The organism is Candidatus Bathyarchaeota archaeon (assembly GCA_026014685.1).
In the GTDB taxonomy this organism is placed as follows: Archaea; Thermoproteota; Bathyarchaeia; order Bathyarchaeales; family Bathycorpusculaceae; genus Bathycorpusculum.
The window spans coordinates 172,295-194,487 of the sequence record JAOZHW010000001.1; the positions used below are offsets into that span (position 1 = coordinate 172,295).

The following is a 22,193-nucleotide window of genomic DNA, read 5'->3' on the forward strand; positions in this document are numbered from 1 at the left end:
TTGGAGTGTGAACAGAATTTGTTGCGGGAAGCTTGGACAATCGCTATAGAAACATTGAGTTGGATGGAGTTGCGCCGCTTAAACGAGCGTTCAGCGTTGGTGCGCACAACTAAGCAGTTGGGCATAAGCAACCCGCAGGCCATGCGCCTCGCATACGGGCTGGTTGTTGAGACCACACGACGCAAAAACCTAATCGACAAACTCATAAACACCGTGGTGGCGCCCAAAAAACTCGCCGAATACAACCAAGGAGTACAAGCGTTTCTGCGGCTCTACGTTTACCAAACCCGCGTCGCCAAGAACTGGGGCAAAATCCACCTCAGAGAAGCCGAAAACATCGCCAGCTTAGGCAGAGCCATTCTATGCTGGGAAGTCATGCGCGAAGTGGAACCCTATCTGGGTTTTCTGTTAACCCGCCAACTTGCACCCATCCTCGACGCCGCCAGCGAAACCGAGCGGATCGCGCTTGAAACCTTCCACCCCACATGGTTCGTCGAATACCTAACCAAACTCTTCGGCAAACAAGAAGCCACCGCCTTCTTCAAAGGCAGCCTCAACCCCCCACCCACATACATCCGCATCAACACCCTTGCCGCTCCAGAGGAGGAAATCGTAGCTAAACTCGCCGCGGAAGGTGTAAAACTTGAAAAAGTCGAACCCCTAAAATACACCTACAAAGTTTTAGAGCTAAAAGCACCCCTCAACACGTCACCCAGCCTCAAAGCAGGCCTATTTTACGTGCAGGACAAAGCAAGCTGCTTCGCCACCCAAGCAGCCAACCCCACCCCCAACAGCGTCGTATTCGACATCTGCGCAGCTCCAGGAGCCAAAACCACCTTCATCGCCCAACTCATGGGCAACCAAGGCAGAATCATCTCCGTGGACTTCTCAGCCAAACGCATGCGCATTTGGCAGAAGGAGACGGCTCGGATGGGCACAAAAATCGCGGAGCCAGTTGTGGCGGATGCGCGGGTTTCGGTGCCGCTGGTCGGGGAGGCTGATTTGTTGGTCTTAGATCCGCCTTGCACCAGTTCAGGCGTGTTTGCCAAGCAGCCCTCTGCAAAGTGGCGTCTCAGCCCCAAGTCGATTGCGAACATGAGCAAAATTCAGCTTCAAATGATTAACAACTGCGCCGACAAAGTCAAAGCGGGCGGCTTCCTCGCTTACTCCACCTGCAGCATCACACTCGAAGAAAACGAAAGCGTAATCGAGCAGTTCCTAAAAACCCACCCCGAATTCCGCTTAGTGGAGATTGAACCCAAAATCGGCGTCCCCGGACTCAACGGCTTAACCCAATGCCAACGCCTCTACCTCCACATGCATGGCTGTAACGGCTTCTTCATAGCCAAACTACAAAAACAACAATCAACCTGACCCAAAATCGCCTAGTGTTCTCTGCGGCGACTCCTTTCTGTAGAGCGGGTAAGATACTTTGTTACCGTCTACCTGTGCCAACTCGTTTAGTTGGTGGGTTATGGTGTCGGTTTTGCTTATGATATGCAGCACCAGCACATGCCGCGCCACCAGTGCGTCGCTGATTAGGATTCGGTGGCATTTCCAAGGCAGCGCCTCCGCACACATCAGGGCAAGGCGGTTTTCCCGCGCCAACGCCACCACCTTGAGCAACGCCTCAGTGAACTCTTTGGTCTGCATGTAGTCGGCGTACCCGCGGAAGCTGGCGTTTTCCAAGGCGAGGTTGATGCTGTTTCGACTTGGGTGGCGTAAGCCTCCGATTTCGGGCAGATGGATGTATTTGATGCCGTGGGGTTTTAGGTGTTCGGGGAGGGCTTCTTTGTTGAATTGGGGGTTGTGGCGGCTGTGTGGGACAGTTCGGACATCTATAACCAGCCCGATTTGGTAGGTTTGGAGCAGCTCAGTGAACTCGTCAAGTGTTCGCGTCGAGTGCCCGATGGTGAAAACTGTCAGTTCGGTTTCTTTGCTCAAACCTAACCCTCAAAGCTACATTATGGCTAGCTGGATATAAGAATCAAACCTAAACAGGCATATTTGACGCCTAATATCCAACCTATGCACTGCACCTATAGATGGAATAGCGCCGCACCAACATATTTGGAGCCTATTAGCTACTCTATGCAGAAACCTATAGATGGAGGCTGGTTCAGAAACCTTGACAAGACTTAGTCAAGAAACCTAAACAAGAAGCCTTTAATTTGCAACCCCCGCCAGTGTTCATGTGGCTGGCAAACTTGACCAAAACCGTCGCTTTAGCCCTCATACTGGTTCTGGCAGCAACGAACCTAATGATGGTGGGGAGTAGCTCCGAGCAGTCGATACCTAAACCGTCAATACCAGAATTCACAATCAAGTATGTTCATGCAAGTTACAGTACAACCACAACCGACCCCCTACACGGGTCAAACCACAACCACCCAGCATCCCAACAGAACCATACAAGTAACCATAACAAACCAGCCCACAATAGACAACAGTCACCCAATCTATTACAATATTCGTGTTCGACCGCATTTTGAGGGCGACTGGACGGAACTATACCCCATTTGGAAGTTGCCTAATACACGATACAATTGGGAGACAAAAACATGGACCTACTCCCAGTACCTTTACACAAAAGAAATGTCGCTACCGCTTCAAACACCCATCCAATCAAGCGGCCAATACACCACCATAACATTGCCTCTAGACGAAAACCCCCGATACCCTCTAAATAATCTGCCAGACAATGCCAAATTGGACTTCCAAGTTGAAGCATTCGTTGGGCACGACGCTCAAAGTTGGGCGATTCAGCATCCGCTAAACCCTGAATACGGCGGATACTTCGTGGATTCAGTGGCTTATGACAGTGATAGCGGCTGGAGCGGCACCCGAACGATAAGCTTACCTGATGGTTCTGTTTTTGTCTCTACGCCAGACCCGACAGCTTCATCTTCAGTAACGCCAACTTCGACAGCATCACCGATGGCTACGGTTTCAGAAAAATCAACATCACCTACTGCCCAATCTAACGCTGATAGTTCGGCGTTTCCTGGTTTGGAATGGGTTGAAATCGTCATCACGATGTTGCTTGCTGCTGTTGTGGTGTTGTTGGGTTTGGTGGTTGTGTATCTGCGTAAAAGGAGCCTAAAGTAGCGGGTGTATTTGGAGTCTGTGTTCGGAAGCCAAAATGGGGGAGCTACAACCCGTTTTAGCTGCTTTATATAAGGGAGGGGAGGTAGCGCAAGAGAGGCGGCGTGGTTTTCAATGTTGGTTCTTGGTTCAGTGAACTTATAGTTGAACTTCTAGTTCACGCTTTAAAAGGAGTAGAGAAAAATTCAACTGCCCCCAAAAAGGATCTATAAAATAAACCCTAATCTAACGTCAACATACGCCTAATTCGCAGAAGAAGCGCAACCTTTAGATTAACACTTTTTTTAGGCATAGCAAATATAAGGAACCCCGTCAAATTATTCGCAAAGAAGTGTCGTTTCATGTCAGAAAAACTGTCATTGGTCACATGTACAAGCTGCGGAAAACCAATCCCGCCAGGCAGCGAATCCACAAAATTCCCGTGCCCAAACTGCGGCGAAATCCAAATTAAACGCGACGGCAAATGCCGCAAATTCGGCAGACTATACAAGTGCCCCAAATGCGGATTCCAAGGACCATAAAAGGCGAAACAGTATGGGCGCAATACTAGTTGTCTACAAGGTTTTCCCCGAAGACATAGTTGAAGACTTTGAACCCCTAAAAGAGAAAGTCAAAGCCATCCTTCCACAGCACAGTTCCATTGAGGGCTGGGGAACCGAGGATGTCGCTTTCGGACTCAAAGCACTACTTGTCCAGGTGCGTTTTCCAGAGGACAAAATGGGCATAGTGGAAGAATTCGAAACTGCACTTGCCAAAATTCCAGGCGTAAGCCAAGCTGAAGCCTTCAACATCCGCAGAACAAGCCGCGACTAAGCGGTTCCTTACCTTTTTCGCTTAAATATTCATCTTTTTAGCTCTATCTGAATGTTTTTGACGCTACACTTTAAAGTTTATATATGTTACCCGTCTTTTTCAAACAACAGACCTAAAACAGCAGATTATTTGGAGCCATCTAGATGAGCGAAGTTCAATTACGCGTCGGAGACGCACGACAAAGAGATGTCGGCAGAGGAATAGCCCGCATCGACCAGCGTACCATGCAGCGACTTGGCATCAGCGCTGGAGACGTTATCGAGATAGTTAACAAACGCACAACAAGCGCAATCGCTTGGCCAGCTTACAGTGAAGACCAAAACCGCGACATAATCCGCATCGACGGGTTTACACGCAAAAACAGCGGCGTAGCCATCAACGAGTACGTGGTGGTTCGACCCGCCAAAGTCAAAACCGCCATCGCATTAACCCTTGCACCGGTGGACATGAGGTTAAACGTGGATGATGACTTCACGAACTTCGTCAGAAACCGCCTCATGGAACGCACCTTAGTCGAAGGCGACACTACACTGGTTATGATGCTTGGTCACGCCATCCCATTCACGGTATCCAAAACAAGACCACATGGCATAATAAAAGTCACAACCGAAACCCGCCTAACCATACTAAACGAACCTGCACCAGAAGGCAAAGGCTTACCGCGCACAACCTACGAAGACATCGGCGGACTCCACGACGAAATCCAACGCGTCCGAGAAATGGTTGAGTTGCCACTGCGGCATCCTGAACTGTTCCAGCGCTTAGGAATCGAGCCGCCCAAAGGCGTATTGCTCCATGGTCCACCTGGCTGCGGCAAAACACTCCTCGCCAGAGCAGTAGCTAACGAGTCCGAAGCCAACTTTTACAGCATCAACGGACCCGAAATCATGAGCAAATTCTACGGTGAATCCGAAGCCCGCTTAAGAGAAATCTTCCAGCAAGCCCAACAAAACGCGCCCAGCATCATATTCGTCGATGAACTCGACGCCATCGCTCCGAAACGTGAAGAAGTCACAGGCGAAGTGGAAAGACGCGTCGTCGCACAGATGCTGGCACTAATGGATGGTTTGTCAGGCAGAGGCAACGTCATCGTCATAGGCGCAACCAACCGGCCAGGCGCACTTGACCCCGCCCTGCGTAGACCAGGCAGATTCGACCGAGAAATCGAAATCAGCGTACCAGACAAAAAAGGACGCCACGAAGTTCTCCAGATACACACCCGCGGTATGCCCCTTGCAGAAGACGTTGACTTAAACAAACTTGCAGCCATGACTCACGGTTACACCGGCGCAGACCTCTCCGCTTTGGGCAGAGAAACAGCCATGAAGGCACTACGCAGATACCTGCCACAGATTAACCTCGAAGAAGAACGCATCCCGCCCGCGGTGCTTGAAAAGATGGAAGTTACCATGGACGACTTCGTTGGCGCATACAAAGAAGTCACCCCGACCGCCATGCGCGAAGTCTACATTGAAGTATCCAGTGTACATTGGGACGACGCAGGCGGATTAGACGACGTAAAACAGCACCTCAAAGAAGCCGTTGAGTGGCCACTAAAGAACCCCGAGATGTTCACACGCTTAGGCATAAGACCACCCAAAGGCATCTTGATGTACGGTCCACCTGGCTGCGGCAAAACACTCCTCGCACGCGCCGTGGCAACCGAGAGCGAAGCCAACTTTATCTCCATAAAAGGACCTGAAGTGTTCAGCAAATGGGTCGGTGAATCCGAAAAAGCCATCCGCGAAGTCTTCCGCAAAGCCCGAATGGCAGCGCCCGCAGTGATTTTCTTAGACGAAATCGACTCACTCACACCACGCAGAGGCATGGGTATGAGCGACAGCGGGGTAAGCGAACGCGTCATCAGCCAACTCCTCACCGAAATGGATGGCATAACCTCCCTGCAGGATATCGTGGTTATCGCTGCAACAAACCGGCCTGACATGGTTGATTCCGCTGTTATTCGACCAGGCAGGTTTGACCGCCTCATCTACGTGCCTGAACCCGACGATAAAAGCCGTCTTCAAATCTTTAAGATCTACACTAAAGGCATGCCCATCGGCTCAGACGTTGACTTAAACCAGCTTGCCATGATGACCAAGTACTACAGCGGTGCAGACATCGAATCTCTCTGCCGAGAAGCCGCCATGCATTCACTACGTCGCGACGTGAACGCCCGCGAAGTCACCATGAAAGACTTCCAAGATGCCATGAAAGAGATGGGTCCATCGATTACGCCAGATATGGAGAAATGGTACAAGAGCTTCATGCAGCAAATCCGACAAGTACAAAAGCCAGCAACCCCAGTTGCATAGTAGGATGCGTTTATGCCTCAGATGAAAACTTGGAAAACACGCCCAGCGTACTATTACCTATTGGAGATTCTAAAGAAAAAAGGCGACATGACCGACGACGACCTCTACGAACAACTCAAAGACGAATACGAAGACTTAGGCTTCAAAGACTTCAACCAGTTGCTGCTAAAGCTTGAGGTAAGCGCCAAAATCCGTACCTCCTCCATGGCGCGGGGAAAACGCAGAATCGAACTAATCCAATAAACCCCCGCTCCTTCTCTTAGTTACCACATTAACAAGATCCAGTAACAACATTCGCCGGTTACTGCTCGACCATAGACGTCTACTTAAAAGTCGAAACAACCGCATTCAAAAAAACTATCGCCTACTGCTAGTTAGGTTATGAACTTTTTCTGTAATCCACTGAAGGTTCTCTGGGGCGGTCTCTTTTAGCACACCGTGTCCAAGGCTAAAGATATGTCCACAATAGGGCCGCGCTGCTTCAAGCACATGTTTTGTTTTGCGTTTCATGAATTCTCCACCTGCCAAAGCAGCCGCTGGATCCATGTTCCCCTGAACCGCAACCTGCTCGCGGCATCTCCGCCATACATCCTCCAGCGGCACTCGCCAATCAACGCTCAAAACATCAGCACCGGCTTTTTGGAATTGTTCTATTAGGGCACCTGAGTCTGCGCAGAAATGTATCTTTGGAACTTTGGGGATAGAGGCGAAGATGGTGTGGGTGTATTTTGAAACAAATTGATTGTAGTCTTCACAGGATAGGCAACCCGCCCAGCTGTCAAAAAGTTGAATGGCATGCACGCCATGTTTTACTTGGAAACAGAGGTATTCTTGTACCATTTTTGTCAGTTTTTCCATAAGCAACTGCCAAGTTTCAGGCTGACCATACATGAGTTGCTTGGTTTTTACTAAATCCTTGTTCACAATTCCGTCAATCATGTAGCTGGCTAAAGTGAAGGGTGCTCCTGAAAAACCGATAAGCGGCACAGAATCCTCCAGTTTCTGCAGGGTTAACTCGATTGTGTCACTGATGTAGCCCATGTCCCGTTCTGCGTCAAACTCTTTCAAAGCCTTAACATCATCAAGTGTGCAGATAGGTTTCTGCATCACTGGGCCAACATTTTCTTCTATCTTGAAATTGAAACCCAAACCTTCCAAGGGCAACATGATGTCTGCAAACAGAATGCAAGCATCCACTCCTAAACGGTTTACGGCGTCTATAGCTACTTCAGAAGCAAGCTCGCTGTTTTTAGCCAATTCAGTTATTTGTAAGTTGCCTTTGAGTTGTTTGTAGCTTGGCATGTATCGACCTGCTTGCCGCATAAACCAAACAGGTGTATGTGCGGGTTGTTTTCTTCTGCAGGCATCCAAAAGGGTAGTGTTATCCAGAGTCATCAGGTCCCTTCTTTTGTGGGTTGGTATATGCACCAGGGTTCTTCCGCCAAGAAATCGCCCGCAAGCGCTTGTGGTTGGTGGAGTCCACCGCAGACATCTATGTAGTTGCTTGAAAGACCATATGCCCTTGCGCGACATCCGCCACAGACCTCGCGGTAGCTGCAAACGTGGCATTTACCTTTTAGGTTCTCGAAATTTCGCATCTTTTTTAGAATCGGCGCTTGCAACCAGATTTCTTGGAAGTCTTGATCCTTAATGTTTCCTAGGGCTATGGGAAGATAGGGGCAGGGTGTCACTTCGCCGTTTGGGTAAATTCTGCAGTAGTTGAGTCCTGCGATGCAGCCGCGGCTCCAGCGGTTGGTTTCTAAACCCATCTGGCGGGCTATTCGCATGAATTGAGGCGCACACGTTGGTTTGACAGTCAAATCACTCGATGCGTATTTTTTGAGGATCCCTCTCACCATGCCTTCGTACATGGCGGGGGAAATGTCGCTGATTGTTTTTCCTCGACCAGTCGGAACCAAAAAGAAAACATGAAAATCCCTAACACCCAAACCCTTAGAAACGGAAACCACATTATCGATGTCACTGTAGTTCTGTTGGGTTACCGTTACGTTGACTTGAACACCCACGCCGTTTCGCATGCAAGCTTTGATGCCCTCAACTGCTTTTTGCCAAGCGTGCTGTGTTCCTCGAAGATTGTTGTGGACTGCTGGTTGGCTGGAGTCGAGGCTGATTGCGACTTTTCTGATGCCGACATCAAACAGCTTTTTGGCTACTGTGTCGTCGATGAGTGTTCCGTTGGTGCCCATCGTTACCCTAAGTCCTTTCTGTGCAGCGTAGCTTGCAAGTTCGAAAATGTCGTTTCGTAGGAGCGGTTCGCCCCCGCTTAGAATCAAGATAGGTTTGCTGACTTTGACTATTTGGTCTATGAGGCTTTTTCCTTGGGTGGTTGTTAATTCTTCTGTTTTTGCTTTTTCTTGGGCGTTTAGGTAGCAGTGGCTACAGTTGAGGTTGCATTTGAAGGTGGTATTCCAAGAGATGATTTTGGGAAGAAAAGTGACTGATGCTGGTGTGCCGAGCAATCTGTTAACCTACTTTGGGGTGTTTGCGGCTAATATGCAGGTGGTGTCTTGGTCTTCGATGTCTTTGTTTGTCAGGTAGGCTTTGGCGCGGCAGCCGCAACAGAGCTTTTTGTATTGGCAGGAACCGCATTTGCCTTTGAGGTTTGTTTTAGTGGCGATTGATTTGAGTAATTGGTTTTCTTTTAGTTTGGCGAGGTCGTTTTGGCGGACGTTGCCGAGTTTGAATTGCTGCATAAAGTTGCAGGGTAATATGTCGCCTTTGGCGGATACGCTGATGGGTCCTTGACCTACTGGGCAAGCGCTCATGGAGCTGAGGCGTTGAATTGCATGTGCAATATCGTAGCCTTTAGCTTTGAAGTATTCAACAGCTAAGGGTGCCAGCGAGGGGCAGGCGCCGATGTCGATTTCTGCTTCGCCTTTGACGATGACTTTGTCAAAAAGATATTCAGCTAAGGTGCCCCATTGCTCAGGAGAGATTCGCCAGAACTTTGCGTTTTCGGCGCGTCCAGTTTCGATGAGGTCACAGAGGTAAAACGCTTTGACGCCTAAGCTGAGGCCTTTTTCTATTATGTAGGGTACGTTGTCGTAGGTGTAGCTGCTCACGACTGTTTTGAAGGCGACTTTTATGCCTTTTTGAATGCATTTCTGGGCGTTTTCGATTATTTTGTCGTGACTTTGGGGCAAACCAACGATTGAATCATGTTGGGCGGCAGGACCATACAGCGAGAGAGCGATGTAGTGTACGTTGTAGCTTAGCAGGGCATCGATTTTTTGGTCGTTAAGCAGGAGCCCGTTGCTGCTTAGTACGGTGGTTATTTGGTAATCGTTGCAGAGTTTTAGGATTTCAAAAATGTCTTTTCGCAGAAGAGGCTCTCCGCCCGTTAAGAAAATGAGTGGAACGCCCATTTCGTGAAGTTGAGCCAAAAAAGAAGCGACCTCTGAGGTGTTTAATTCGCCGGTTGTGTCTTGGGTGTCGCCGATGTAGCAGTGGGTGCAGTTTAGGCCGCATTGGCGGGTGGTGTTCCAGATGACGGTGCTTATGCCGTGTTTTGTGTAGGCTTCGCGGCACCGTTTTTCTACATGGGTCATTTCTTTGCTGTAGAAGAGGGATTTTAGGTGAACCACTGGGTGTGTGTCCTGCAACTGTGCAGGCTGTTTATTATATGGGTAAAACATATAAAAGTTACTAAAAACGGAAGTTTTCTAATAATTTATTCCGAATTTCGGTAAAATGTAGATTATAGATCAAATGACGGCTTAATCTTCAACAATTTAGTCGTAGCAAAAACCACAACATCACTAACCCCCGAAATCAACTCCAAACGCCTTCTCAAATCATTCAAATGCCCCAAATCACGCGTATTAACAACCGCAACAACGTCATAGCCGCCTGTGCTCTGAAAAACATGCCGCGTCTCGCTTAGTTTGGCAATTTCAGCTGATGCACTATCAAACAAGACAGGATTAATTTTAATCATAATCACCGCTGTAACGGGAAAACCGATTTTTGCAGGATCCAAAAGCGCTGTAAATTTGGTTATTACGCCTGCTTCTTTGAGTTTTTTTACCCTGTATCTGATTGTGGCTTCGTCCACGCCGATTTCGTTTGCTATCTCCGAAAAAGCTACACGTCCATTGCTCTGTAGCGCATTTAGGATTTTTCGGTCAACACCATCGAGGGTTGCGGGCACTTGGTTTCACGAGTCAACAACTAAGCATTAATGGTTTAAAAAACTATTTTCGTGCAGTGTGAATGCTTAAATAATTTCGGCGGTTGTATCTATCATGTTGGCGAGTTGAATGCGAGATTTCGACGTTGTTATTCTAGAAGACGAGACAGGCGGCTACGTAGCCATAGTGCCCGCCTTGCCAGGGTGCCACACCCAAGGCGAAACATTAGCCGAAGTGATGGAAAACGCAAAAGAAGCCATTGATCTTTATTGGGAAACTCTCTCTGCAGAAGAGAAGAAAGAGTTGTTGAAAGAAAAAGTTGTGGGCATACAAAAAGTGAAAGCTCTTGCCTAAAATTCCGCCGATTAATTCAAGCCAATTAATCAAAATTTTGGAAAAAGAAGGCTTCCACGTTATCCGTCAAAAGGGTTCACATGTTATTCTTATAAATCAAGAAAAAACAAGGATAGTTATCCCCATGCATCCGGGAAAAGACATTAAACCGGGGCTACTCAGAGCAATACTTCGAGAAGCAGGGATAAACAGAGAAAAATTTCTCCAACTATTAAAGGGAAGATAACCTTCATGCAAGCAAACATCTACTTTTTTAACACTTTAACACGGAAAAAAGAAGCCTTTGTGCCGCTTGAAGCGGGGAAAGCCAAAATCTACACTTGTGGTCCCACAGTTTACGATTACGCGCATATCGGTAACTTCCGCGCCTTCCTCTTCGAAGACCTTCTAAAGCGTTGGTTGACTTACCGCGGCTACAAAGTTACCCACATCATGAACTTAACTGACATAGACGACAAAACCATCAAAGGCAGCCAAAAACAAGGCATCCCACTACGCCAATTCACCGAATTCTACGTGAAAGCCTTCTTTGAAGACATAAAAGCCCTAAACATTCAACCCGCCGACGTGTACCCCAAAGCCACAGACCACATCCCCGAAATGATCCAAATAATCAAGACTCTGATGGCGAAGGGTGTGGCTTACAGGGGCGAAGACGGCTCCATCTACTTCTCCGTCGCTAAGTTCCCCCAATACGGCAAACTTAGCCACCTAAAAGTCGGCGAACTCAAAGCAGGCGCACGAGTTAGCCAAGACGAATACGCTAAAGAAGAAGCCCAAGACTTTGCGCTCTGGAAAGCGTGGACGCCCGAGGACGGAGACGTGTTTTGGGAGACGGAGTTGGGGAAGGGCAGACCGGGCTGGCACATCGAATGCAGTGCAATGAGCACCAAATACTTGGGCGAAACCTTTGACATTCACTGCGGCGGAGTGGACAACATGTTTCCCCATCACGAAAACGAAATCGCACAGAGCGAGGCAGCAACGGGCAAACCCTTCGTCCACTACTGGATGCATAACGAGCACCTCCAAGTCGAAGGCAAAAAAATGAGCAAGCGCTTCGGCAACTTTTACACGCTCCGCGACCTCCTCGCCAAAGGCTACGACCCAATCGCAATACGCTACCTACTCATGTCAACGCATTATCGGCAGCAATTCAACTTCACCTTTGAAGGGCTGGAGGCTGCGAAGTCGGCTGTGGAGAGGCTGCGGAATTTTGTGCGGCGACTCCACGAAGCCGAAGGCACAACGGCTACTGGAAAAGTTGCCACTTTAACTGCTAAGCTTGAGGCGTGCTTCGGAGGCTCCATGGACGACGACCTAAACATCGGCATCGCGTTGTCCTCGCTGTTTGATTTCGTGCGGGAAATGAATGCTTTGCTTGACGCTAATTTGGTTAGCAAGGCTGAGGCGGCGGAGGTCGGTGGTTTGATGATGCGCATCGACACGGTTTTAGGAGTGATAGGTAACGTGGAAGTGTACACAGTCCAAGTCAGCGATTTTATTAAGGCTACAGACTCAGTTACCGTTGAAAAATTCCGATCTGAAGAATATAATGAAATAATTGCGTTAGTTCAAAAACGTGAGGCAGCTCGAAAAGCTAAGAACTGGAAAGAAGCCGACGCCATCAGAGCCCAACTCAAAGCCATGGGCATCATACTCGAAGACACTGCACAGGGCGTAAGGTGGCACAAAGAGAAAGCTTAAGCGGTTTTTCCGCTCAGATTCCACTCTTTTGATTGATATTTTTCTTTGAGTGTCTGGGCGGCTGCTTTTTCAGTTGCGGTAAGGGCGTCTTCTTGTAGCTGGATTTTGAGGATTGCCTTAAAGCCCTGAGCCAGCGCATTCGCCACCGTATCTGGGCTAATCTTGTGTCCCAACTCGGCTTGGATGCTGGTGATTTTGCGTTTCCCAATATCCGCCGCCAAATTGCAGGTGAGGTCTTTGAGTTTTATGAGTCTAAACATTTTAGGCAAATCCACGTCGAGCAGCACTGTACCGTGTTGGAGGACTACGCCACGGCTGATGGTTTGGCTGCTGCCGCTGATTTTTTTACCTGCAACGGTTAGGTTGGGGCAGTTTTTGGCGTTTCCGCTGCTGAAATCTGCGGGGACTCCTAAGATGCGGAGTGCGTCGGTTATGGCGCCGTAGATTTTGGTGTAAACGGTGGTTACATCGGGTGTGCCTAAATCGGCGACTTTGGCGACTACGCTGTAGGTTACTTCGCCCTCAAAATCGTGGTAGACAGTGCCGCCGCCGCTAATACGCCGCACCACGTCCACGCCGAGTTGTTGGGCGGTTTCAAGATAAACTTCCGCGTCGGGGTTTTGGTTTCTGCCGATGCTAACAGCTGATGGCTGCCAACGATAGAGCCTCAGGGTATTGGGAACTTGGTTGGCGATACGGGCGTTTAAGATGGCTTCGTCAACTGCCATATTCAATGCAGCATTCCCAGTTGATAGGGGGAGGTAGCGCCAAGTATCCAATCTACCGTTCTCCTTTTGCCATGTGCGCTTTTATGGCGGCTATGTTTCCGTCAACCATGTCAATCCACTGCTTATTCTCAGCGATATCCAATCCGCGGTTAATGAAAATTTCTTTCGCCCGCCCAAGCGCTTCCAAAGCCGCAGGCAAACACCCAAGAGTCGCCAACGCGGTGCCCTGATTTACCTGTGCCATTAACCATCGGCCAGTGTCGGCGGGGTACTTTTCACCACATACATCATAGAAAACCAGAGCCTTGTTGGCTGCAGCGAAACTTTCAAGATGCTTCCCCAAACGCCCCAGCGACGCAGATAAACCTGCATAGCATGAAGCCTCAAAGCGGCGGCGGTCGAACCCTTCGCAGTCTGGAAGCGACTGGCAAAGTTGCAGTGCCTTATTGTAGCTTGAAACTGACCCCTCAAAGTTGCCTTGGTGAAAAGAGTGGTCACCGTCGCGCCAGAACTTTTGCATATCCCTAATTACATGTGAGGTTTTCATCAATTACCTTAAGCGTAAATCCGTTTTATCAACGTTTACCGATTAATCACGCATCTTACACGCATAATTTATTGCAGGTTACCAAACAGACGCCACAAGACATTCTGTTTTGTGAAAAACAGCGTTTGGAGAGCACAGAAAACGCCGTTTTCAACAGCTAATTGCATATGACTTACCCATCAAAACCCAGCGGTGCCTATTTAGGTGTCTTCAATGCTTCGGCGAAATATTTAATTAATGCCTTCGAAAGAATACATGATGCTACTTCCTCGTGGATGGGCATTCCGCGTAAAACGGAGTTTTAGGGAGCACAAAACAATGTCACAAAACAATCCAGCTAGCCAACTAGTCCTCAAAGGAACCACAACCATAGGTGTCGTCTGCAAAGACGGCGTAATCTTAGCCTCAGACACCCGTGTAACCATGGGTTACTATGTTGCTCATAAAGCAGGCAAAAAAGTCTACAAAATCGACGACCACCTCGGGATGACCATCGCCGGCACCGTTGCCGACGCACAGAGAGTTGTAGATATCCTAATCGCGAATGCACGCCTTTACCGTATAAACATGAACCGCCCCATGCCTGTAGCTTCTGCTGCACGACTAGTCGCAAACCTGTTGTTCTCCGCACGTTACATCCCCTTGGCAACGCAGGTGCTAGTCGGAGGCATAGATGACAGCGGTCCACATGTTTTCAATTTAGATCCGTATGGCAGCTTAACTGAGGAAAAGATGGTTTCTACAGGTTCAGGGTCACCAGTTGCTTATGGTGTCTTGGAAGACAAATTCCGTGAAGGCTCCACTGTCGCTGAAACCCTGCCAGTGATTGCCCGTGCAGTTAACGCGGCAATGAAGCGTGACGTTGCAAGCGGCAACAGCTACAACATCATCACCATTAATTCACATGGTTACAAAGAGTTAACCGACGAGGAAAAAGCTAAACTGCTCAAGGCAGGAAGTTAATGACTGTGGCTCGAACCCAAGAAAAAGACAAAGACAAGATAGAAATCAGCCAATACATTCTTCAAAAAGTTCCACGCGAAGCAGAAGTCACCCGCATCGAATACGAGGGACCCATGCTTGCCGTTTACACCAAAAAACCAGAAATTTTGGTTGATCAAAGCGGCATCGTCGCCGAAATAGTCGGCGTAATACGCAAAAGAATCGTCATCCGCCCTGACCCTTCCGTGCGTATTCCTGAAGCTGAAGCGGAAAAAATCACACGTGAACTTATCGCGCCTGAAGCTGAAATTACCGACATCAACTTTGACCCCAGCTTAGGCGAAATCATAATAGAAACAAAAAAGCCCGGTTTAGTCATCGGCAGAAACGGCGCTGTACTGCAAGAAATCATCAAAAAAACCAAGTGGCGCCCTCACGTCCTTCGCAGTCCTCCCATTAAATCTAAAATCGTTACCCACATGCGACACTACCTCCACTCGGAGAGCAAAGAACGCGAACGCATCCTGCGCACTGTTGGGGAGAGGATTTTCCGACCGAAAAGCTACGACGTCGGCGACATCCGCATGACCGTACTCGGCGGCGCACAAGAAGTCGGACGCTCAGCTTTTCTAGTTAAAACCCGTGAAAGCAGTGTTCTACTTGACTGTGGTATTCACCCCGGTTCTAACAGGCCTTTTGAAGCTTTCCCACGTTTTGATTCCCCCGAATTTGAGATAGACTCGCTTGACGCGGTTGTCATCAGCCACGCGCACCTTGACCACTGCGGTTTGGTTCCGTTCCTCTACAAGTACGGCTACGATGGTCCAGTGTACTGTTCAGCTCCGACATCTAACCTTATGACTATGCTTCAACTTGACTACCTTGATGTAGCTAACAAGCAGGGTATAACACCGTATTACGATCAAAAAGACGTCCGTGAATGTGTCTTACACACTATCCCGCTTCGCTATGGCGTGGTCACCGACATCGCACCCGACATCCGCTTAACCCTGCACAATTCAGGCCACATTCTAGGCGGCGCCATGGTGCACCTCCACATAGGCGAAGGTTTACACAACATCGTCTACACAAGCGACTATAAATTTGGACGAACCATGCTGCTTGAAGCTGCAACCACAGAGTTCCCACGCATCGAAACCGTAATCACAGAGAGCACTTACAGTGGCCCTGACGATATAGTTCCAACACGCGTCGAAGCCGAAGAAGCCTTAACTAAAGTCATCAACGCCACTTTAGAGCGTAAAGGTAAAGTGCTCATCCCTGTTCCAGCCGTTGGACGTGCACAGGAAATTATGTTAGTTATCGACGGCTACATGAAGCGGGGCATGATGAAGGAAGCACCCGTGTTCCTTGAAGGCATGATCAGCGAAGCCACAGCCATTCACACTGCTTACCCAGAATACCTCGGCAGAGAAGTGCGCCACAGCATCCTACATGAAGAAGTAAACCCCTTCCAATCCGATTACTTTACAATCGTTGAGCACCCAAGCCAACGTAGTACAATCATGGAAGGAGAACCCTGCATCGTGTTGGCGACTTCCGGTATGCTTGAGGGCGGTCCAGTCATCGAGTACTTTAAGAATTGGGCGGGGGATGAACGTAACCAAATCATCTTTGTCAGCTACCAAATCGAAGGCACCATGGGTAGACGCGTCCAGAAAGGCGTAGGCGAAGTCACCATGATGGACAACGAAGGCAAAATGGCTGCTTTCTGCGTTAAAATGGGCGTAAACTCTATCGAGGGTTTCTCAGGCCACAGCGACCGCCGACAACTAGTCAACTACCTAACGCATCTGTCACCGAAGCCTGAACGTATCTTTGTGGTTCACGGCGAAAAACAGAAGACACTAAACTTCGGCAACTTCTTACTCAACAAAGCAGGTATACATACAGAAGTGCCGTCGGTTTTGGAAACCTTTAGGCTGCTGTAGAAATCGTCTGATTGCTTGGAACTGGCGCTGGAGTTTTCTCCCGCCAAATCCTCACCGTTTTTGGGCAAATAACCACACGTTCCTCGCCTAATCGGGCAATGTCGCCGCCGATTGACTCAGCAAACTGGAATAGGTCGTTTACTGCGGTTTTGACATCTTCTATGCTTTTGCTGGCAAGGGGGGTTATGCGTAGAATTATTATGTTGCCGTTTGTGACGTCGGCTTTTACTTTTTCGATGTCTGAAAGTTCTTTGAGAGGCATGGCTTTGAGGTAGGTTTTACTTGGAGGTTCGGCTTGAACTTGTGGCGCCTCTTCTACGGGAGGGGTGACTGTTTCTTCTTTTGGTGTTTGCTCTTGAGGCTGAGGTTCTGGTGTTGATGCGGGGGTTTCTGGGGGTTGCTGAACCGATGGGGTTGCTTCTGGAGCGGTTTCTTGTGCGGGTTCTTGCGTTACCGCTGCGGGTTCAGGTGCGGCGTCCTGGATGGGTTGAGCTGGTTCGTCTGGCGCTACAGTGGCTGGTGCTGGAGCTTCCTGTTCTGGCTGCTTTTTTCGATGGAATAGATTGAACGGCATTTCTGAGTCCTCTCAACCATACATTACGGATGTTTTCACAGTTAAGCGTTTCTTACTTTTAACTCTTGACGCTTGTGTAGGCTAATTTGTTGTCACTTAAATATTTGATTTGTGTTTCACCGCTCAACGGTTTCCGCTTGTTTAACGCGTTTTTAGAGAATTTTCAACTAATAAGAGGCGCTAAACCCAAAAAAACGTTGCTTTATGTTTAAACTATGCCCATGAGAACCGCAAAGTTGTTTATGAGAACCATACACATGAAGAGAACCACGCCAACGTAGGCGGTTTTCATGATGATGCTTGAGTACTTGAATGTTTTAGTGGTTTTGTTTGGGACTTGATTTAGGAGTTTGCTGGCTAAAATGTAGGTTCCGCCGATACAGATGGTTGCTGAGAGTTTAATGACCATAAACAAGGGTATGTTATGCATTACGCCTGCCATAATAGGGTTTAGTTCTACAGCTCCAAAGTAAAGCACCCCTATGACGGTTGTGATGCAGTCGATTGTGCCCATAAGCACAAGTAGGACACTTGGAAGCATCGCTATTCTAACTTGGTACGTAAGCCTTCTCCTTCCTTCTCAACACCCTTATTGGTTGTTTCTGTTTAAGAATCTAGCTTACGAAAATCGATATATCGCCAACCTCGAACAGATTTCTCGACAATTTGCGCTATGTTTAAGTTTTTCAAAACATGATTTAGGCTGAGCGATTCAGATTTGGCGACGCAGGAACCAGAAAACCAAACAATGGAAAAAGAGAAGCGAATAGAATTCAGTTTTCCACTGTTGATTGTTAGAACAAAACGTTTTTCCGCCATCTTCGACAAGCTTGGCGCTTTGAAAACGTCAAGGTATTTTTCGTGGATCTTTCTCGGTTTGGTGCCTTTTGTTGCCGGTTTAGCGCTCTACCTTATAACTAACAGCTTAATCGCGGTGCTCTCAAACCCTTTAGTGGGTGAAATCGTCAAAGATTTGGGACCGGGCTCTGTTTTGCTGCTGCCTGGAATTAACCCTATGCTTCCGATAGTTTACGGTTGGATAGCGATTGTAGTTGCCATAGTAATCCATGAAGGCGCACACGGCATCATTGCCCGAAACGTTAACCTCCGCGTCAAATCAAGCGGGTTACTTTTCTTCCTCATTGTTCCCATCGGAGCATTCGTTGACGTTGACGAGGAACAAATTAAGAAAGCAAGACATAGGCATTCGCTTAAAGTTATGGCTGCAGGTGTCGGCGGCAACGTCATCTTGGGCGCGGCATGCCTCGTGGGGCTTCTATTGATTGTGGGTAGTTTAACTCCGATGGTTGACGGTGTCTACGTCGGAAGTGTTTCGGAGGGGATGCCTGCCGAAGCGGCTGGATTGAAAGCTAATGATGTCTTGGTTTCTATCGACAACATAACTATTACCAATTCAACACAACTAAGAACTCTGTTGGATACTAAAACCGCGGGAGATACCATTCAGGTGACTGTAGCCAGAGGTGAAGGTTGGCAGACCCAGTACACAACCACCTTAAACCTCACTGTGTCTGACAACCGAACTGTGATGGGTGTAAGCGCTGGAGACCTATACAGTCACGCTCGATTGGCGAATTACCAAACTTTCTCGATAGACCGGTTATCCATGTACTTGGTGCCACCTACTCTAGCTTCAACCACTGTTCCCTTTTCAGACTCATTGGCACCCTACTATTCGAGCCCACTGCCTTACTGGCAAATCTTTGCAAACACTCTCTTCTGGGTATGGTTTGTCAACTTTAACCTCGCCATATTCAACGCACTGCCAATCTATCCTTTAGACGGCGGCAGAATCTTTGACATAACACTCAAGAAGGTTGCTGGTAAACGGATGAGTGAAAAAGCTATCCGCCGAACCACACTCGCAGTCACCGCGGCATGTGTGGTGCTAGTCGCGTTAGGCATAGTATTGCCCTTCATTCTCTAATTCGATTTGATTGATAATGGTAAAAGTTAAACTGATGCTTTAGGCGAAAGTTCACTGGTAACCCATTAAATAAAAATGTTTCTGGCTGTTAAAGGAGGGCACTGTGGTTAGTGTACGCTTTGTAGATTTTTCTAATTTTTTGATATGCCATTACCGCTAAAATGAAAAGCAAAGGTACAACAAATATTATCAAGAGAAATGGAAACGGCGGTTCATCCGAGACTGTTGAAGTGCCTAAGGCATACACCATGCCGTCGCTTGTTCCCATATAGATTTTTCCGCTGGCGATTACTGGAGATGCAAACAGGTACCTGCTGTATCCTTTCTCGTCTCGAAGAGGCTGAAGGGTAAAATTCCAAAGCTTAACACCCGTATAAGCGTTGAATGCGTAGAGGTTACCGTCGCCAGAACCGACATAAACTGCGCCGTCAGCTACTGCAGGAGAAGAATCCACAAGGTAACCCGTTGAGTAATTCCATATTTTACTGCCAGTAGACGCATTTAGCGCATAAACGTTAAAGTCTTGACTTCCAAAATACACTATACCATTTGAAACAGCAGGAGAAGACCCAAAGGCACCCTTTGGATTATCCCAAACTTTTTTCCCCGTTGTGGCATCTAAACAGTAAAAACTGTCAGAAAGCCCCACATAAACGTAGCCGCCCTCTACGCAAGGAGAACCTGCTCGATAAGTTTGTGCCGTATTAATTTGCGGTGCGTACCTCCATATTTCAGTTCCTGTAGATGCATTAACAGCGAGGAGACTGTAACCCCCAAAGTATACAACATCGTTGGAGACCGCGGGGGCAGAAAGTAACTCGTCACTTGTTTGGCTCCAGATTTTAGCGCCTGTAGATGCATTATAGGCATGGCGACCAAAAAAACTTGTATAGACTATGCCATTAACCACCGCTGGCGAGCTTCCTCCAGAGCCGTAAAGCGTTTGGTCACTCCAAATCTTTTCTCCATTAGAGGCATTGTATGCCGTTATTACATCGTGCCCTACATAGACGACGCCATCAACAACTGCGGGTGAACCCTGTCCGCTGGAGGTCCAAATTTTATCTCCAGTTGAAGCGTTGAGGCAAACAAGATTTCCAATATAATCGGTAACAAAGACGCGGTTGTCAACCACTGCCGGAGAGCTGGTTATGAATGCGAAGACGTTGGTTTGCCACAAGATAACAGGGGGCTCTAATGGTGCAGAAACGTTTGTAGAGCCTGTGTGTTCTGGGTCATGACGAAACATTAACCAATCGCTGTCTGAGCTTTGGGTCGTTTGAGTTGCAAAAGTTACTGTTACTAGATGTACACTCAATAATATTATCAATAGTAGAAAATGGAGGAGGGGGTGGAGGTTCACAGGATATCTGCCGACGGAATATTTGTGGATTTTTGATATAAAATTTTGCAAACACAAGAAATAGGGTTTAGGGAGGAATCATAACTCTGCCGTTTAAAACAACAAAGTCAACGATGATGTCTTTTATTTTCCGCGGCTCTACAACTGAGGGGTCTTGGGATAGCACCACCAAATCCGCGAGTTTCCCCTCCTCAACTGAACCCTTAATCCACTGCTCCCCTGAACAGTACGCGGCATTCAAGGTGTACAGTTTGAGGGCTTCATCTACGCTTAAGCGCTGTTCAGGGTAGCTTTGCCGAGTTACCAACTCCTGTACACCAAGCAAGGCACTCAGGGGCTCCATGGGGCAATCTGAACCTGCCGCAACCACCACGCCCTCGTCTAGTAGGGTTTTGAGTGGATGCAGATATTTTGCTCTGTTGCCGAGGCGTTCTTGGGCTGACCACACTGTGAACTCTGTGGAGACAACCTTTGGCTGAATCGTTACTGTAAGGTTTTGTTTTTTGAGGCGTTCGATGAGGTTTGGGTTTAGGACGGCTGCCTGCTCAATTCGGAATCGCACGTCGCTTTGGGTTTGCTCTATAACCGAGAGCGTCAGGTCTACGGCTCTGTCGCCCATCGCATGGATAACTGGTTGAACCCCAAACTTCAGAGCCCGCTTAACCGAAGCTTCCAGCGCCTCTTTTGGAAGCAGCAGTTTGCCGCGGTTGTTTGGGTCGTCGCTGTAGGGTTCAATGAGGGCGGCCTCTTTGGAATCCAAGTAACCGTCAACTACGATGAAAGAGCCGCCTACACGCAGCACCTGACTATCGTTTGACTTGAGAGCGGCCGCCTTCTCCAGTAGCGCCTCTGGAACCACCACATTCACTCTGAACATAAGTTGCCCCATGCTGTGGAGCTTTTGGATGATTGATAGCTCGCTTTCGGATATGACAAGCCAGTGGAGGCTGGTTATGCCTGCTTGGAAGATTTTTTGACACGCACCCACTGTCGCCATCAAGAGTTCGCCTTCGGTGGGTTCAGGCACAGCTTGCCAAATCAGCGAGGTGGCGGTGTCACGGAAGATTCCTACGAGTTTGCCGTCTACGGTTTTGTCGATGGCTCCGCCTTGAGGCACTGCTGTCTGCTCGTTTACACTTGAGGCTGTAAGGGCTTTGGTGTTGACCGCGCAAATCATTGCCGCTTCACGGTAGAGGATAACTGGGTTGTCTGGTGCTGCCTCGTCTAAGTCTGCGGCTGTGGGCATACGTTGCTCTTTGAAGCGGGTTTCGTTCCAGCCTTGCCCAATAATCCATCTATCCGCGGGTGTTTGCTGAGTTTTTTGTTTGATTAATTGTTGCAGTTCAGCGATGGATTTGGCAGCGGATAAGTCCAGCCACATTAGGCATCTGCCGTAGTCGGCAACGTGAATATGAGTATCAATAAAACCCGGAACCACTGTTTTGGCTTCAAGGTTCAAAACCATCGTGTTTTCGCCGATGAAGGGTTCGATTTCTTGGTTGCTTCCGACTTTGGTGATTTTGTTGTTTGTTATGGCCATGGCTTGTGCAGTTGGCTGTTTGGGGTTCATGGTTTTTATGTTAGAGTTTAGAATCGCTATGGTCGCTGACAAGCCATAATTCACCGTTTATTGGAGTATATTCGGCTAGTTGGCGAGTTTCCATAAAAAACCTTCCGTTCCCAGCCCCAAACGT

The 22,193-nt window shown here is 48.3% G+C and carries 23 protein-coding genes; 12 read left to right on the top strand and 11 right to left on the bottom strand.

Annotation, left to right across the window (positions count from 1 at the left end):
* The first annotated feature begins 21 nt into the window (after positions 1-21).
* A complete protein-coding gene (locus NWE96_00940) occupies positions 22-1,374 on the top strand; it encodes an RsmB/NOP family class I SAM-dependent RNA methyltransferase (protein ID MCW3982542.1) in 1,353 nt (450 codons plus the stop codon).
* On the opposite strand, the gene NWE96_00945 is transcribed toward NWE96_00940, so the two are convergent.
* Entirely contained in the window at positions 1,366-1,944 is a 579-nt protein-coding gene (locus NWE96_00945; GenBank protein MCW3982543.1) for a DUF488 domain-containing protein, read from the bottom strand. The two genes, NWE96_00940 and NWE96_00945, sit on opposite strands and share 9 nt — an antisense overlap.
* 390 nt (positions 1,945-2,334) lie before the next feature.
* On the opposite strand from NWE96_00945, the gene NWE96_00950 reads away from it, so the two are divergent.
* The 5 genes from NWE96_00950 to NWE96_00970 all read left to right on the top strand — a co-directional run bounded on the left by NWE96_00950 (position 2,335) and on the right by NWE96_00970 (position 6,476).
* The gene (locus NWE96_00950; GenBank protein MCW3982544.1) at positions 2,335-3,108 is read left to right on the top strand and encodes a hypothetical protein; all 774 of its coding nucleotides are present in this window, start codon (positions 2,335-2,337) and stop codon (positions 3,106-3,108) included.
* A gap of 338 nt (positions 3,109-3,446) precedes the next feature.
* Positions 3,447-3,626 carry a zinc finger domain-containing protein gene (locus tag NWE96_00955; GenBank protein ID MCW3982545.1) on the top strand — a complete coding sequence of 60 codons (180 nt, stop codon included), beginning with the start codon at positions 3,447-3,449 and terminating at the stop codon, positions 3,624-3,626.
* Between the two features lie 13 nt (positions 3,627-3,639).
* Positions 3,640-3,918, top strand: coding sequence for an elongation factor 1-beta (locus NWE96_00960; protein MCW3982546.1), 279 nt, complete (start codon positions 3,640-3,642; stop codon positions 3,916-3,918).
* A 143-nt stretch (positions 3,919-4,061) separates the two neighbouring features.
* A complete protein-coding gene (locus NWE96_00965) occupies positions 4,062-6,233 on the top strand; it encodes a CDC48 family AAA ATPase (protein MCW3982547.1) in 2,172 nt (723 codons plus the stop codon).
* Positions 6,234-6,245: 12 nt separating this feature from the next.
* A complete protein-coding gene (locus NWE96_00970; protein MCW3982548.1) occupies positions 6,246-6,476 on the top strand; it encodes a hypothetical protein in 231 nt (76 codons plus the stop codon).
* 114 nt (positions 6,477-6,590) lie between these two features.
* Here NWE96_00970 and hemE read toward each other — a convergent pair whose 3' ends face one another.
* The 4 genes from hemE to NWE96_00990 form a co-directional block, all read right to left on the bottom strand.
* On the bottom strand, positions 6,591-7,628 hold the full coding sequence (gene hemE, locus NWE96_00975; GenBank protein ID MCW3982549.1) for a uroporphyrinogen decarboxylase: 1,038 nt from the start codon (positions 7,626-7,628) through the stop codon (positions 6,591-6,593).
* Entirely contained in the window at positions 7,628-8,713 is a 1,086-nt protein-coding gene (locus tag NWE96_00980) for a radical SAM protein (GenBank protein MCW3982550.1), read from the bottom strand. The genes hemE and NWE96_00980 overlap by 1 nt, the downstream gene beginning before the upstream one ends.
* Before the next feature lie 9 nt (positions 8,714-8,722).
* Positions 8,723-9,856 carry a radical SAM protein gene (locus NWE96_00985; GenBank protein MCW3982551.1) on the bottom strand — a complete coding sequence of 378 codons (1,134 nt, stop codon included), beginning with the start codon at positions 9,854-9,856 and terminating at the stop codon, positions 8,723-8,725.
* A 95-nt stretch (positions 9,857-9,951) separates the two neighbouring features.
* Complete coding sequence (locus NWE96_00990) at positions 9,952-10,404, bottom strand: Lrp/AsnC family transcriptional regulator (GenBank protein MCW3982552.1); 453 nt, start codon at positions 10,402-10,404, stop codon at positions 9,952-9,954.
* A gap of 109 nt (positions 10,405-10,513) precedes the next feature.
* Between NWE96_00990 and NWE96_00995 the strand changes: the two genes are divergently transcribed.
* Genes NWE96_00995 through cysS form a run of 3 tightly spaced genes read left to right on the top strand, consistent with a single transcriptional unit; the run spans position 10,514 to position 12,445 of the window.
* Positions 10,514-10,738, top strand: coding sequence for a type II toxin-antitoxin system HicB family antitoxin (locus tag NWE96_00995; GenBank protein ID MCW3982553.1), 225 nt, complete (start codon positions 10,514-10,516; stop codon positions 10,736-10,738).
* A complete protein-coding gene (locus tag NWE96_01000; protein ID MCW3982554.1) occupies positions 10,731-10,964 on the top strand; it encodes a type II toxin-antitoxin system HicA family toxin in 234 nt (77 codons plus the stop codon). Before NWE96_00995 ends, NWE96_01000 begins: the two co-directional genes overlap by 8 nt.
* A 5-nt stretch (positions 10,965-10,969) precedes the next feature.
* Positions 10,970-12,445, top strand: coding sequence for a cysteine--tRNA ligase (gene cysS / locus NWE96_01005; protein ID MCW3982555.1), 1,476 nt, complete (start codon positions 10,970-10,972; stop codon positions 12,443-12,445).
* On the opposite strand, the gene NWE96_01010 is transcribed toward cysS, so the two are convergent.
* Together NWE96_01010 and NWE96_01015 are read right to left on the bottom strand one after the other, a co-directional pair.
* Positions 12,442-13,224, bottom strand: coding sequence for a lipoate--protein ligase family protein (locus tag NWE96_01010; protein ID MCW3982556.1), 783 nt, complete (start codon positions 13,222-13,224; stop codon positions 12,442-12,444). The genes cysS and NWE96_01010 overlap by 4 nt on opposite strands.
* A 1-nt stretch (position 13,225) precedes the next feature.
* Positions 13,226-13,693, bottom strand: coding sequence for a tetratricopeptide repeat protein (locus tag NWE96_01015; protein ID MCW3982557.1), 468 nt, complete (start codon positions 13,691-13,693; stop codon positions 13,226-13,228).
* 345 nt (positions 13,694-14,038) lie between these two features.
* Here NWE96_01015 and psmB point away from each other — a divergent pair, with 345 nt between their 5' ends.
* Together psmB and NWE96_01025 are read left to right on the top strand one after the other, a co-directional pair.
* Complete coding sequence (psmB, locus tag NWE96_01020; protein MCW3982558.1) at positions 14,039-14,683, top strand: archaeal proteasome endopeptidase complex subunit beta; 645 nt, start codon at positions 14,039-14,041, stop codon at positions 14,681-14,683.
* Positions 14,683-16,614 carry a beta-CASP ribonuclease aCPSF1 gene (locus NWE96_01025; GenBank protein ID MCW3982559.1) on the top strand — a complete coding sequence of 644 codons (1,932 nt, stop codon included), beginning with the start codon at positions 14,683-14,685 and terminating at the stop codon, positions 16,612-16,614. Before psmB ends, NWE96_01025 begins: the two co-directional genes overlap by 1 nt.
* On the opposite strand, the gene sepF is transcribed toward NWE96_01025, so the two are convergent.
* Complete coding sequence (gene sepF, locus NWE96_01030) at positions 16,601-17,188, bottom strand: cell division protein SepF (protein MCW3982560.1); 588 nt, start codon at positions 17,186-17,188, stop codon at positions 16,601-16,603. The two genes, NWE96_01025 and sepF, sit on opposite strands and share 14 nt — an antisense overlap.
* Positions 17,189-17,396: 208 nt before the next feature.
* Positions 17,397-17,729, bottom strand: a complete 333-nt coding sequence (locus NWE96_01035) for a DUF5658 family protein (protein MCW3982561.1) — start codon at positions 17,727-17,729, stop codon at positions 17,397-17,399.
* A gap of 177 nt (positions 17,730-17,906) precedes the next feature.
* On the opposite strand from NWE96_01035, the gene NWE96_01040 reads away from it, so the two are divergent.
* Positions 17,907-19,136 (top strand): site-2 protease family protein, encoded by a 1,230-nt coding sequence (locus tag NWE96_01040; protein MCW3982562.1) that lies wholly within the window; start codon positions 17,907-17,909, stop codon positions 19,134-19,136.
* A gap of 88 nt (positions 19,137-19,224) precedes the next feature.
* Here the strand turns inward: NWE96_01040 and NWE96_01045 are convergent, their stop codons facing one another.
* Both NWE96_01045 and NWE96_01050 read right to left on the bottom strand, forming a co-directional pair.
* Positions 19,225-20,385, bottom strand: coding sequence for a PQQ-binding-like beta-propeller repeat protein (locus NWE96_01045; protein MCW3982563.1), 1,161 nt, complete (start codon positions 20,383-20,385; stop codon positions 19,225-19,227).
* Positions 20,386-20,566: 181 nt separating this feature from the next.
* Positions 20,567-22,111, bottom strand: coding sequence for an amidohydrolase (locus NWE96_01050; protein MCW3982564.1), 1,545 nt, complete (start codon positions 22,109-22,111; stop codon positions 20,567-20,569).
* Positions 22,112-22,193 lie beyond the last annotated feature (82 nt).